Annotated in this window: 11 protein-coding genes and 2 tRNA genes; all 13 read right to left on the bottom strand. The window is 45.6% G+C overall.

The window, feature by feature from the left end; all coding sequences use genetic code 11:
- Nucleotides 1-206 precede the first annotated feature (206 nt).
- Nucleotides 207-854 (bottom strand): MOSC domain-containing protein, encoded by a 648-nt coding sequence (locus tag ACG1BZ_RS15625; RefSeq protein WP_413662629.1) that lies wholly within the window; start codon nucleotides 852-854, stop codon nucleotides 207-209.
- Nucleotides 855-1,440: 586 nt separating this feature from the next.
- Nucleotides 1,441-2,601 carry a patatin-like phospholipase family protein gene (locus tag ACG1BZ_RS15620; RefSeq protein ID WP_413662628.1) on the bottom strand — a complete coding sequence of 387 codons (1,161 nt, stop codon included), beginning with the start codon at nucleotides 2,599-2,601 and terminating at the stop codon, nucleotides 1,441-1,443.
- Nucleotides 2,602-3,222: 621 nt separating this feature from the next.
- Nucleotides 3,223-3,765: a hypothetical protein gene (locus tag ACG1BZ_RS15615; protein WP_413662627.1), complete on the bottom strand. Its 543-nt coding sequence runs from the start codon at nucleotides 3,763-3,765 to the stop codon at nucleotides 3,223-3,225.
- Entirely contained in the window at nucleotides 3,765-4,079 is a 315-nt protein-coding gene (locus ACG1BZ_RS15610; protein WP_413662626.1) for a hypothetical protein, read from the bottom strand. The genes ACG1BZ_RS15615 and ACG1BZ_RS15610 overlap by 1 nt, the downstream gene beginning before the upstream one ends.
- 157 nt (nucleotides 4,080-4,236) lie before the next feature.
- Nucleotides 4,237-5,220 carry a right-handed parallel beta-helix repeat-containing protein gene (locus tag ACG1BZ_RS15605; protein ID WP_413662625.1) on the bottom strand — a complete coding sequence of 328 codons (984 nt, stop codon included), beginning with the start codon at nucleotides 5,218-5,220 and terminating at the stop codon, nucleotides 4,237-4,239.
- 119 nt (nucleotides 5,221-5,339) lie between these two features.
- Nucleotides 5,340-5,416, bottom strand: a tRNA-Arg gene (locus tag ACG1BZ_RS15600).
- A 190-nt stretch (nucleotides 5,417-5,606) separates the two neighbouring features.
- Nucleotides 5,607-6,110, bottom strand: coding sequence for a hypothetical protein (locus ACG1BZ_RS15595; RefSeq protein WP_413662624.1), 504 nt, complete (start codon nucleotides 6,108-6,110; stop codon nucleotides 5,607-5,609).
- Between the two features lie 192 nt (nucleotides 6,111-6,302).
- Nucleotides 6,303-7,100: a potassium channel family protein gene (locus tag ACG1BZ_RS15590; RefSeq protein WP_413662623.1), complete on the bottom strand. Its 798-nt coding sequence runs from the start codon at nucleotides 7,098-7,100 to the stop codon at nucleotides 6,303-6,305.
- 806 nt (nucleotides 7,101-7,906) lie between these two features.
- A tRNA-Arg gene (locus ACG1BZ_RS15585) sits at nucleotides 7,907-7,983 on the bottom strand.
- A gap of 251 nt (nucleotides 7,984-8,234) precedes the next feature.
- Entirely contained in the window at nucleotides 8,235-8,876 is a 642-nt protein-coding gene (locus ACG1BZ_RS15580) for an outer membrane beta-barrel protein (RefSeq protein ID WP_413662622.1), read from the bottom strand.
- A 250-nt stretch (nucleotides 8,877-9,126) separates the two neighbouring features.
- Nucleotides 9,127-9,615 (bottom strand): DUF1993 family protein, encoded by a 489-nt coding sequence (locus ACG1BZ_RS15575; RefSeq protein ID WP_413662621.1) that lies wholly within the window; start codon nucleotides 9,613-9,615, stop codon nucleotides 9,127-9,129.
- Between the two features lie 60 nt (nucleotides 9,616-9,675).
- Nucleotides 9,676-11,904 carry an ATP-dependent helicase gene (locus ACG1BZ_RS15570; RefSeq protein ID WP_413662620.1) on the bottom strand — a complete coding sequence of 743 codons (2,229 nt, stop codon included), beginning with the start codon at nucleotides 11,902-11,904 and terminating at the stop codon, nucleotides 9,676-9,678.
- A 57-nt stretch (nucleotides 11,905-11,961) separates the two neighbouring features.
- Nucleotides 11,962-13,692: a SulP family inorganic anion transporter gene (locus tag ACG1BZ_RS15565; RefSeq protein ID WP_413662619.1), complete on the bottom strand. Its 1,731-nt coding sequence runs from the start codon at nucleotides 13,690-13,692 to the stop codon at nucleotides 11,962-11,964.
- Nucleotides 13,693-13,750 lie beyond the last annotated feature (58 nt).

The raw sequence follows: 13,750 nt of genomic DNA, 5'->3' as shown, positions 1-13,750 counted from the left end.
AGCATAGCTCGCGCAGTAATATCAACTTGAGGAAGCCTATTAATTCTTGTTTGTTTAATAAGTTAGTAATTTTCTCCAAAAAAATACGGTTAACACATTTAAGTCCGGGGTAGTGCCGGGTTTTAACTTTTACTACATAGCCCTCCTGGAGGCTCACTTTCGGAGGGAATATAGTTAGTAGGCTGATGTGATAAATTACTCAATTGTCAGAGCTTAGAGAGCCGCCTTACAGCTTTCTCTCTCCACTCTTTGGACAAGGGTTGTAGCTGACTTGCAGCCTGGAGTACTTGCTTGGTATTGGGAAATTGCTTATCAAAAAAAGCTCTGAACATAGATCGTATGTCGATTGAATTTGGAGCTTCAGCTATCTTACAAATCGAAACCCCTTCTTTAATATGTCCCTCCTTAACAACCCTAAAATATACACCGCAATTAAAGCTATTAGTGAGAATCTTGGCTGCAGCGTCATTATCTAGGGCCATGCTTAGCTTAAAGCAGGGTATTCTGGGTTGACTTACCTCAAGGATACAACTGCCTATGCGGAATTGGTCTCCAACAAAGATATTTTGTTCTCGAAGCCCTTCTACCGTTAAATTCTCACCAAATGCGCCATACTTGAGGCTCTTTCTGCCTAACAGGTCTTCCCAGTAAGGGTAGTGGTCATTAGAAAACGCATATATGGCCATATCTTTGCCGCCATGATTTTTTAAGTCTGCCTGCTCATCTCCTTCCAAATTATTCTTTCCAACAAAAACTTTTCCTTGGACTGGCTTCTTGAAGATCCCCGTTGTTACAGTTTTACCCTTGTATTCGCAATCTACTTTTTTGGATACGTTTATAGAGAGGAGTTTCATATTTTCTTATTGGTAGATAATTTATGCAGAACCTGGATCTTAGCAAAATATACGTTTAATGCACAGCTATCCTATTTTGCTTTGATGTCCTATAGGACGGCTTACATATATCTGTTTATTGGTTAATGGTTGGAAGATTTATCTCGATACCAGCGCCAGCGATCTTCTTCGTACTCATAGCATATATTATCGCAGTGGATCTTCTTCTCTACGCACCAGTCTTGATTTTCATTATCTCTAATGCAGTCATAGTAGCTATTCTTACAGGTTTTTATACACCTATTTCGAGCCTCACGATCATGAAGTTCTCCAGCTCTTACATTCACAAAGAGGCAGGAAGTCAGTGTAATTAGAATTGTGATTAGATAGCGAAGCTTTGGCATGGTTAAACGCCGTTTGATTTTGCTCCTGAAGAGTAATGTCACTAGCGATAAATCAGTAAAATATTTGTTGGTTGGTTTGCTGGCAGGCGGGTGAGAGGGTGTTGGGTGCTAAGCGTGTATTTTCTGATAGAGTGAATGCTACTGTCCTTAGATTAGGCGGCAACCGTTTTGTTGAGTTGCCGCCTTACATCGTGATGAGATTTTTATCCGCTGGCAGTGGCCAATTGGTCAATTACCTGTTGTATTTTCTGTTTATTGTTTTTAATGAGTCGATCTGAGTGAATCTTGAGTGAATCGATATTGTCATATTCAAATAGACCGACATGGGGTTCAGTTACCTCTACATTGAGATAGTCATATTTGATCTTTACATTGTTGGAGAGTAATGAAGCAATTTCCAGGGCGTGCAATTGCTGCTCATCCATTGATCTTTGAACACTTGAGATAGCATCTCGTGCCCACTGTAGTATGCCCCAGTTTTTCAGGTCTTTATATTTCACCTGCGAACTGGTTAGCGGGGAGGTGCCGGACCCAAGAATCAGCACATAGTAGTTCTTGTGAGGGAACTCTTTGATGATATCCAGGAGTGCAACACTTGCAGGGTTGTTGGCAGAAATACCTGCGTCGGCAAAGTATTTATGGCCCACTTCTTTGCTGTCAGCCATAAAGCCAACTGGGGGAAACAGTGAAACCCCACTAACTGCAGCTGTGACCAGTTGATATAGGCTGTTGGTAGGAAGCTCACTGGTATCTCCTCCTCGGTTTTTGAAGAGGTGAAGTTCACCAGTATTTACACTGAGTGAGGGGATAATCACATAATTTTTCAAATCGGTGAAGTTAAGCTCTGGTGTATAGTGCTTCTCCATCACTTTGTGAAGGCGGCGACCCAAATATTTTGGAGAAAAAAGACCGGATGCCGTAAGCAGTTTATGATACCAAGGGGTTGAAAACAGATAATTACTTTTCGACTTGTATAAGTTAATAAGCAAGTCTGTTTTTGAATCGACATTGGCATAGTTTTTAGCCAGGTGAGATGAGCGGACATTCAACCCGGTAACAATGACAGCGCCCGTCGAGACACCACTAAACACATCGAAAAGCTCGTCAACTGGTTGCCCCAGTGCTTTTTCCAAGTGCTTAATGACATATAGCGGTATGAGTCCACGAATACCGCCACCGTCAATGACAAGTATGTTGATCGTATCTTTATCATTGAGGTGATTGCGTATCGCAGTCTCATCCTCTTGCACTGGTGAGTGATAAAATGTTGCGCTTGCTGTAAGGATGTAGTTGTACAGATAGGCGCAGGCAGTGAAAATCACGATGATCACTGTACATATAATAAGGATATAACTGAGTTCCATTTCTGCACCTATAAGGTATTTACGTCGCAAGGATATAGACACCGAATCTTTGATATTGACTAAATGGAGAGAGCGGGTTTTGTCGGGTAAGAAGGGGGGCGGAAAAAACGTATGATATTACTTTTTATGGGTTGAACGGTCCGTAGTTTTTTCTCGGTTTTAAGGGCTTTCGGTGAGAAAAAAGTGCGATTTATAGATCTGTGCGTCTTATTTTCAGTTTTCTGGTAATGATTATTTCGTATATCGATTTTTTCGAAATTATCGATATATTGACGGTGACCGAATGGTTTAATATGAGCTGAAGATGACTATTTAGTTAAATATCAATAGTTTGATGCTGGATGGAGTGCTGTCCTAATTTGGGATATTAAACTTTCCAAAAAATAAGTGTATTTCTGTATTAACCCATTAATTTTTCAGTGCTTTTTGCTTGACTGAAAATTCCGCCTTTAGTTACTTTTCACGCATAGAATCTTGAGTGTCCACAGAGTCCAGCCTTATTGGCTGACTCCCAGCAGAATTGATATCAGCGCTTGGCGTACTGGCTGGTATCAAATTTGCCCTTGATAGCGCTTGCCATGCAAATAGCTGAAAAGCTCTCGGTGGCTGAATAAGAGGGGCTCAGCAAGGGGAGGAATGCTTTTTAAATGTATTGAGCAGGGTTTTGGCTTCTTTAAGGCTTAGCAAATGTGCCCTGAATGAATTGGCCCCGGCATTTACTCCCAGAGAGATCAATTTCATCACTACATTGAACGCGAGTTCTGATTTTAGGTAGGGGGTAAATGCCAGAAAGGCATTAAATATAGACTGATGAACTCTGTTTAGTAACTCTTGTATATCTGGATTGCTAGTTGATATCTTCTCGGCCTTTTTCTCAAAGGCTTTTAGCTGATTGACATACTCTGAAAATAACCTGAGATTAAACACAACCGTTCTGTGCTCTTTATATCCGGCAATGATGGTGCTGAGTGCATCATTGATCTTGCGTAAGGCTATGTAATCATTTCTTGATAGGTCGGTATAAGAATCGGAGAGATAGCCGATCGTATCTCTCCGTAGCTGACAAAACTCAAATAAGTGTTGATCATGCTTCTTTACTTCCAGAAGCTGATATATTTTCGCGAAAATGAAGACAAGAGCAATTGCCGGCAATAGATAGAGCACTACTCAAACTCCTTTTCATTAATTGGCTTCTTGGGCGCGTTTTTCCTAGTGGGAGGTGAATAAGAGAAGGCGTTGTCCATCAACTTTAAAAACCTGTCCCTATATTCTTTATTATCTGCTGCAAGCCGGTCAATTTCAACTTGTCGGTCCTTCAGGCGCCCACTGTACATCCAGAAGAGGAGGTAATGCGCAAAGATGAAAAATATGACAAAGAGGCCATTCTTAAGCCCCACATTCTGTACGAACTGAAGTATATCTTTGAGGATATCAGTCATGTAGTCCCTTACTTCTGATTTTGACAGCTCCTCATGCATTTTTAACTATTGAGACTCTTGATTCAACTTGGTTTAACTTTGAACAGTAATTTTGGTACTTGAGTCTTATTTGCTTCTGTTTAAACCCCGGATATAGCCTTCGTGAGACTGGAGGTGTCCGGCCTTGCAGCGCAAGCCACTTCTCTAGTTTGGGTAGTTAGTCTAAGCATGTGGGGTCTGAAGTAGTGAACTGGTTTCCACTCCAAAGATTTCTTTCATTGCAGTCGGGGTCAAAGGGATCTGCGAGGTCAAATTGCTGATTGCCGTTTAGGGTATTCCCGGTAATCCGGTTGTTTAAGCTATTCGAGTCAGTAACGATAATACCGCCATTGCTTGATAGTATCGATAGCCCATTATTGGATACCGTGTTGCTTGCAATCGAATTGCTTGAGCCGCCACTTAGATTAATGCCCACCTGCCCATTATCCGCCACATTGTTACTTGCTATGTTGTTGAAATTACCGTTTATCAGGATTCCAGCTTCACCGTTATTCTCAATGATGCTGTTAGATACAAATGTGAAGTTGCCGTCAATCTCGAAGCCGTCCTCGCTAAACCCAGAAACGGTAGTAAAGGAGATATTGTTATAGTCTCCCAGGATTTCAATGCCTTCGTCTCCGCCTCCTAGTACCGTACTGCGACTAATGGTGTTGTAATCGCCAAAAACCTCAATACCATCAGAGATGGTTGAAGTAGCAGGACCTGTAATATCGACGTTGGTGATGGTATTGCCGTTGCCGAATAGCAAAATTGCATTTCTTACAGCGCTATTTATTTCCATATTGGAGATGGAGTGGAAGCCTGAGCTGGAGGTGATGACACCATTGGTGCAGTTGGTTAGTTGGCCGTTGCTGAGATATGCTGCGGTGCCCTGTAGGTCTATTGCGTAGAAATCTGTTTGGGTTGGGTCCAGCGATACGCAGCTAAGCTCAAACTCCGCCATATTCAGGCTCCCTGATGGGCCTACAATGGTGAGTGCTACAGGATTGGCGATACTCAACTCGCAATTCAGGTCCTGAGATAGAGTGGTGGGCTCAGATATAGTGTCGCCGCATTCAATGGCCAGTGCGGCCGTAGATAGGGTAAAGACTGCGGCTAACAAACCTAGCTGCTTAAGTACATTCAGAGTCGTGATATCCATGGCGCTACCCCCTGAAAACTTCTCCTTGTTTCCATAATCCAAAGCCTAGCTGTGTTTTGGTGTTGAGGTTGTCGCAATAAAAAAGGGGCTTACGTCAAAAAACGTAAGCCCCTTGAAAATGGCGCGCTCGGGAGGATTCGAACCTCCGACCGCCTGGTTCGTAGCCAGGTACTCTATCCAGCTGAGCTACGAGCGCGTCGAGGAGGCGCACAATATAGATTGGTGTAGGTAGAGTCAAGCATTTTTTTCATATGAAGCACTTTTTTGGTGTTTGGTGGCCGTAAAACCTGTTTGTCTGTTTCTGTTTTCTCACAAAGGGATTTGGCTCAGGAGCCGTGGGTAGGGCTTTCTAGAGGTTATAAGAGGCTTTTTAGGCTCTACGGCGACTACTGACTGATCGTTCCGCTATTGCTTGTTCCCAGCTGGGTCACATTGGCAAGTTGTGAGGTTCCACCTTGGCTAGCTGTGAGGCTGTTCAGAGTCCCGTTTTGAAGGGATGTTAAAGTGTGGTTCATTCCGCTTTGATTCGACATTACAGAGTTCTCCATGCCGCTTTGGGTGGTCCATGAGCTAATTTGTGAGCCTGTCTGAAACAGTGTTTGTGAATTTTGCATGCCTTGCTGGCTTATATTTAATTGATTAAAGGAACTGTTGGATTGATTGGCTGACACGGTATTTAGCTCACCAACTTGATCTCCAATAGCAAAATTATTACCGCCTGCACTCTGACCAAGGCTGGATATATTTCCAGTGCCAAATTGTGTAGAGCTGGCAAAATCAGAAATGCTTAAGCTGTGAGATATTCCACTCTCATTTTGATCCCCGATTTGTAAAATTTGAACGGTACCCAGTGAGCTTTCAATCTGTATAGATACTCCGACATTAATCAAAGTACAGCTAGAAAAATTGCTACTTGCTACTGATAAATAATACTTGAATTGGAGTTTTGGGGATTAGGGGTAGTATCTCCGGCAGTATTTATTATTTAGGTGGGATTATTGTATTGCCCGAATAGGACAGCTTATGGTTGGGATAAATCTTAAGGCTCGGATCTAGTTTGTCCTTAACCTCTTGGCGGTTTGTTAGCCTTGGCTAACGTGCGACTCTAGTGAATTGATATAACCCATATATATGTCTCGGTCACGCCTGTCTCCATTTGCATCTATTCCTGCCATAATGTCATTGATTAGATTGAATAGAGTTTCCGATAAAGTCTCTGATGCTTCACTTACAGCTTCAAGTCGGACAGACTGGCTTATATGGGTATAGAAGAAGTCCAATAGCCTTGTATCGTGGAGATTTATCGTTGAGCAAGCCAATTCTATTTGTCGTGCGTATATTTTGTATTCCGTCATGATCATTGCCCTGAACTTGTAGTTACGAGGGAGGGCTTCCTTAAGGATATTTGCATTTCTATTATTGTTGTTCTCCAAATATTCTCTAAAACCCATCATGTCATAGGATGCTGGGGCTTGTTCTTTGTGGGTTATAGTGCTGATAGCCGCGGCACAAAAGTCGGCCATATGAACTCGAAAATAGTGGTATGCATTTTTTAATTGTTCGACTCTTTTTTCTTGTCTTAATTTTTCTTGTCGGTTTGATTGGTATTTTGTAAATTCATTCAATAGTAGCCCAAATGTTGCAATTCCCGTCAGTGTTTCAATGGAGGTTAGTAGATAACCGAGCTCATTGACAGGGTAAATTTCTCCGTAGCCCAAAGTTGTAATTGTTACAATGCTGAAGTAGATACTTTTTGTGAAATCGAGCTTTTCATTTATACAGGAGTCACATTCACTATATATGGCAGCAAAGATGAAGATTACTGAAAAATAACCGACAAGTATTTTTTTCCATGTCAGAAAAGATAGGAAACGTGTCATGTTCTGTGCTCATTAACTATAAGCGATATAATTTATGCCTGCGTCATTCCTTTTGGGATAATTACGATCGCGCCAGCAAGTGTAAAAGAGGGCTGCTTGCAATCAGTCAATCTGAATTATGGTGACTGTTTTGATCTTACGTTTCTATTAGCATAGTAACGTTAGCTAAGTTGTGAATTATTGAGTCGATACTATAAGGTGTATTGCTTATGGGTTGGTGGTGATGTTGAGAGCATCATTTGCATTCATGAGTTGATGTGGAGGAGGTAGGTTATATCATCGAGAAGCTCGCCCCTCAATTTATCTAACACCGAAAATGGTCTGTACGCGAGGGGGTATGATTATTGCTCTTCAGCAGAGAGTACTGATGCGTAATTCTATTACACCTGATAATGGCTTTCCGTTGACAGTTTGTCGACTGGGGTTCACCCACTTAATTGTTGCCGGTGGAGCTCAGTTAAAATCTAGTGCTTGCCCAATCGCTGGTTTTCTTCTTGGGAAAGAGGAGCTGGCTCAGCCCCTGCTTATATAAATTTATCTATATCACTGGCAATTTATGTTTCTGGCAGTGAACGGCCAATTCCATCACTAGCTCCCAGCAATGGGTTCAAGGTGAGGAATACTTCCTAGAAGTTCTTGTATTACGGCCCGGTGACGGATGCCTTATGGTGGAGTTCTGGGGGAGTTGATAGTGGTGGGGCCGACTCAGGCATAAAGGTAGTGCTGGCGGTGATATATGCATGCGGGTTTTACCGCGCTATAACAAAAAAGGGCTTACGCCGTTAAGCATAAGCCCTTTGTTTGTATGGCGCGCTCGGGAGGATTCGAACCTCCGACCGCCTGGTTCGTAGCCAGGTACTCTATCCAGCTGAGCTACGAGCGCGTTACGGATGCGGATATTATAGATGCCCCTGGTGCAAGTCAACCTAAAGAATGAAAAAATCCTTAAAAATCATTATGTTGGCTAAAGATTAGGCATTTTGGGGGTATTTAGTGCAAGCCGAGATTTTCTTGGTTGCCGATTGGCTCCCGGCTACCTCTAGGTGGCCCAGAGGCATTTGATTGTTTTTAACTTTAGTGAGCGAAGGGAGCTGCAGCTGCTTTCTCTGTAGCCCCTCCTGTTTGTAAGGTGGATTAGAAGCGGGCTTCCAGTGATAGGTCAAACCCGTTAACGGCTACAATGTCGTTATCGATTGTCTTCCACTGAAGCTTTCCTGAGAACTTATCGGTAAAGTCATAGGTAGCACCAAGGCCGTATGTTAGATCCACATCTTTTTCACTGTACCTCTCAATTGGAGATATGAGTGACCACCAAGTGGATACAGGTCTGAACTCACTGTCGACCCTGGTGTAGGAAATACCAAGATTCGCACTCAAGGTCAGTTTTTCGAGAACCGGGTAGTGAGCGACACCGCTCAACTGAAAACTGCTGACTTCAAGTGTTTCGTCATCCTCGACGTAGGTGTTTATGTACTCTTCTTTCCACTCGTCATAATAAGTGACGGGGGAGAGATACTCATCCTGGGCGCTGCCAAAATTGCTGTATCCAGCTTCTACAGAGAAGTACGGGTTAAATTTATATCCGAGATAAATATTTAAAGAATTTGTTTGATCGCCGAAGCGCTGCCCCTCAAGGTAGTGGCCGGATCGGGCTTTCTGACCATCGAGGTCATGGTAGCCTAGGCCAAACCCGATATAGAACGGGTTCTCTTCGGCTATAGAGACATTAGAGATTGTTAGAGCTAAGGGGACTAATAATAGTTTAGAGATTTTCATACCGGTTACTTCTATTCCATGAAAAGTTTGGTGTAGATGTCGAATTGTATCGCGTTTATATTTTTTTTTATGAACTTGGTCAAGTTATTTTAAATGAGGTGAAATTTTCTGAGTCTGAATTTTTAGCACTATAGTAATAGTTGCGGCTCGTGGTGATGTTCTGGTTAATACCGTGAGGGGGTATATTTGGCGAATTATTTTTGATGATAAAGAGCTGGAAGAATTTGGCGCTGAAGTGTTTTGGTGATTTTTATATAAAACTAAATTCAGCTGGGTAACTGTGGAACCCATCAAAATCGCCTTTGTTAAGGGGTACACTATAGCGGCGTGCGATTGCATAAACCATACTCATATGGAATAGTAAGTTTGGAAGTATGTATTGATGGATATATTGTGGTTGTGGGAGATCCACTGTTGTAAAACCCGCTTTATCATTGATTCTTCTACTGCTGTCCAGATCGGTTACTTCGGGTAAAGAATCTAAATAGCTTAGTGTTTTCTGGATGGTTCTCAGAATACCCTCCTTTGTACTGCCATCTTCTTCAAATGCCACAGTTTTTTGGTCAACGAGCGGGCAGTACCCACGAAGAGAAAAATTGGCCGCAATTTTTGCATTCTCGGCTAAGCTGAACATATCTGGTGCCAGTTGCTTGTGAAATATTTCCTGCGGAATTTTGGTCACAATTGAAAGCAGTTGGGAAAGATGATTATGAAGAAGGCTCTTGATAGATATTTGCATTAGGTAACCTGATAATAGCGGAGCGAATTATTTTTTTGGTACGCACGTTCCTAGGTATTGCTACATCAGGTATTGTGACAAAATTTCCCAATCAAACCGTCGAGCTTTTCCATCGCTAAATAAAACCTCGATACGCTTGTCCTCCCATCCCAAAACCCTTCCATAGCCAAGTTTTCGATGCCGCAACCCCTCTCCGGGTTCTGGTTTTCGCATTAGTGCCCTGGGTGCGCTGATACTGGGGTTGTAATCGCAAGCTTCTAAATAGTGGAGCGCTTGGCGTGAAACCGGCACATCAGTGTCGATTTTTTCCGGGCGCTCCTTTAGGGAGTCTGCCATCAATTTACTTAAAGGAAGCTGCATTTCTTTAATAAATAATGAAGGCTGCGAAGCCTCGGGATTATTCTTTTTGGAGTCTTCTGCAGGGGTCAACAAGAAGAGTTTTGACTTGGCTCGGGTCATCGCCACGTACATCAAGCGGCGTTCGCTCTCCAGTGACGCGGGTGTGCTGAAGTCCCGTTGGGGCTGATAGGGCATATTGTGCTGGGTGAGGGTGGGGATAATCACTTGTTCCCACTCCAAACCTTTAGCCTGGTGCATGGTCGTTATTTGTATGGCATCCGCTTCAGTTTGTTCACCCTCCCGGTGTTGGCGTTGCAGCTCTTGTAGATGTGCCAGGGCTTCAGCGGGCGGCTGCTTCAGTGTGTCCAGGTATTTGCAGAAAGCGAGGATGGTTTGCTGCCTTTCCTCCCCTTGTTGGCGGGTGAAGGCGTCGTCAGCGATTCCGCTGAGAAGTTCCAGTTCACCGATATGACGACGCAGTAGCTCTCCAGCGTGACCGCGCCAGCTCTCGATCTGGGTAAGCAGGTCTGCCCGTTGGCGCAAACGCTTGGTCTGGGGTTTGCTCAGGTTTTCAGGTAGTAGGGCAATTAGCTTCTTGCCCCAGCCTTTGTCCAGCGCTGCCAGTGAGGAGCAGATGGGCTCCAGGACTTTGCGCGGAATACGCACATGGGGAGAGGTCAGCCATTCGTAAAGTCCCTGCTGGCGACGCTTGGGTGGAAGTTCAGTGAATCGACCGGAGGCAATATTTAAACTCCAAAATAAGGGGCGCAGCTCCCGGCGCGAAAGGACGGTGTTGCGGCTTGCTGAACGGTAGGGAATATTATTGGCCAGCAGTGCCAGTTCAATAGGAGCGGCGATAGACCACAGCCGCACCAGTACGGCGACATCCCTGAGTGACTGACCTTGCTTTTGACATCGACGCAGGTGCTCTACAAGCCAGCGCCCCTCCTTATCGGTTTTTACCAACTCGATTTCTGTTTGCTGATCTTCATTGGCTGAAACACAGAATATATCGGCGCGATCGCGATTGTTCTCAATAAAGTGGTTGGCGGCCAGGGATAGCTGATGGCCGTAACGGAAAGTGCGGCTCAGGTGATAAATATTCGAGGGGGGAAAATCCCCATCGAAAAATGTGAGCAGGAAATCCGGTTTGGAGCCTCGCCATTCGTAAATTGTTTGGTCTGGGTCGCCAATCGCGATGACGTTGCCAGATTTTCCGTAGAGAACTCGCAATAAAAAGTGCTGTATCTCATTGATATCCTGGTATTCATCCACCAGGATATCTTCGTAATAACTACCGTACTCCTCGGCCATCTCCTCATCCATGCTGAGCAGCATGGCTGGGTCATAAATCAGATCGGCGTAGGTAACCGCATTTTGGCTGCGGCGCCAAGCTTCAAAAGTGCGAAATACTTGCAGAAAATACATGTATTCATCGCCGAGCTTCAGTTCCTGAAATGCGCTGAGATCTCCCGACAGAATCGTTTTGGTGTAGTCAATAAAAAATTCAGCGGCCTCAATCTCAGATTGCTTCCGTGCTCTAATCTCTTCGAGTTCGTGAGTGGGCGCGCACTCTTCAATGGCCTTCCAGATTTGTAATTGGATTGTGGATTGGGGCAGGGGGGATAGGTTGGCAGCAGCGATATGATCATTGGCGATCATGCGTTGGTATAAACGATATCCAACACTGTGAAAGGTATGTACCGCTGGTGTCGAGCCTTCAGTCAGCTGCCGTAAGCGGCGGTCGAAGTCCTCCCGAGCACTGCGGTTGTACATTAATACCAGCAGTCGTTCGGGGGCGATACCTGCATCAAGGCGGTTCTTTATGTAGTGCAACAGAGCAGTGGTTTTGCCAGAGCCGGCAACGGCAATGATCTTGGCGTGACCACCGGCATGATCTGCAATTGCCTGCTGTTCAGAGGTAAGGTTGTTTCCGCCCATCGCGCTCATTGCTCAAATACTGGATATTTTGCCAGTGTTTGATGCTGTCTTACAAGTCGCGCAACCTTATTCGGATGGTTTGTCGCTATCGGAGATTTGATGGTGGCGCAGAGCAAGCTCTGCGATGTAGGGGGAGAGGAACACGCGGCCGCTCAATTCCTGCAGTAACTTGGAGTGGCCCAGGCGATCCAGTACAGCCCCCTTTACCTCAGCCAGATGCAGCTGGACATTCCGATTCTGTAAATCCCGGTTTACTTGTAACAGACGCTCTATCGCTGTGCTGTCGATCCGGTTAACAGACGATAAGATCAGCACCATATGGCGGGTATTGCGATGTCGCTTTATCTCTACAAAAAGTCGCTCCTCAATCGCATTGATGTTGCTAAAAAACAGGTTCTCATCAATACGCAGGAACAAAATCTCAGAGTCGGTTTTCACCGTATGGCGAAGTACATTGCGGAATTGCTCAGTACCCGGTACACGCCCCACAACAGCGATATGTGGCCGGCTGGCTCGCCAGATCAATGTGGCGAATGAGAGCCCGACGCCCAGGGCAATCCCGGTCTCCACGCCAAAAAACACTACCCCGAGAAATGTGCCGGCCATAGCCAGTCCATCGGTGCGGTCGTAGCGCCAGTGGTGGGCCATACCCTGGAAGTTGATCAGGTTTGCGGCTGCAACAATGATGGTGGCAGCTAGCACGCAGATTGGCAGTTCGGTAAAGACTTTGGTGGCATACAGAAGTAGCAGGGCGATTAGCACTGCGGCTATCACGCCGCTGAGGGGGGTTTTTGCTCCACTCTCATCATTAACGGCTGTCCGTGCAAAGCTGCCGGTTACCGCAAACCCTCCTGAAAATGCGCTGAGAAGGTTGGAGGCGCCCAGCCCCCGCAGTTCCGCATTAGTGTTGAGCTTCTCGCCGCGTCGCTGGGCGATAGAGTGAGCAATAGATAAGCTCTCGACAAAACCGAGCAGGGCAATAATCAGGGCGGGCAAAAGCAGTTTGTAAATCAGCCCCGGGTTAATAGAGGGGATACTTAGCTGCGGTAGGCCAGCGGGAATAACTCCCACAACAGGTAATTCCTTCTCCCAGTGAAAAATAGCGGTGAGCACAATGGCAACCACCACGATAAGCATGGGCGCCAACCGCGAAAGCAATTTGGATCGTGCCGGGCCGACCCCGATTTTCCTGAGCAGGAAGGGCAAACCTAGACGGGCGGCAATTAAGCTGGCCAGTGCAATGAGCCCCAGCAGAGCTGCTTCCCGATCGGTTTCGGGCAGGTGGTTAAAGGTGTTGATCAATATCTCGAGAACCGTATCCCCATTGCTTGATATTCCCAGCAAGGGGGCAATCTGCCCGGCAATAATCAGCAGCGCGGCGCCGGAGACAAAACCGTCAACAACCGGAAGACTCAAGAGGTTGGCGAGGCTGCCGAGGCCAAGAAACCCCATTAGTAGCAGGATTGCTCCACTCAAGAGTGCTAATAATATGGCTCCGGAAATGTACTCGGGACTTCCCGGTGAGGCTGTGGGGGTGAGAGCTGAAGCGGTCATCAGGGCGAGCACGGCCACCGGGCCGACGGACAGCACTGAGCTGGAGCCAAACAGTGCGTATCCTACTAATGGGAGCAGCCCAGCGTAGAGCCCTAGATAAGGGGGCAAGCCGGCAAGTGCGGCATAGGCGAGGGCCTGTGGGATCAGCATCATGCTGGCCAGTAGGGCGGCAACACTATCTCCCACCAGCCACTTGGGCTGGTAGCGTCGAAGCCATGGAGGGATTAGGTGGAGTAGCCGCATCCTTACGCTTGTTTCTGCTCTCTTCCTGCCGCAATTGTGTGGACTGCTCAAACAAGAT

The organism is Microbulbifer sp. CNSA002, assembly GCF_047324085.1.
Taxonomy (GTDB): Bacteria; Pseudomonadota; Gammaproteobacteria; order Pseudomonadales; family Cellvibrionaceae; genus Microbulbifer.
Note: the sequence above shows the minus strand (reverse complement) of the source record. Positions and strands in the feature narration are given on the sequence as shown.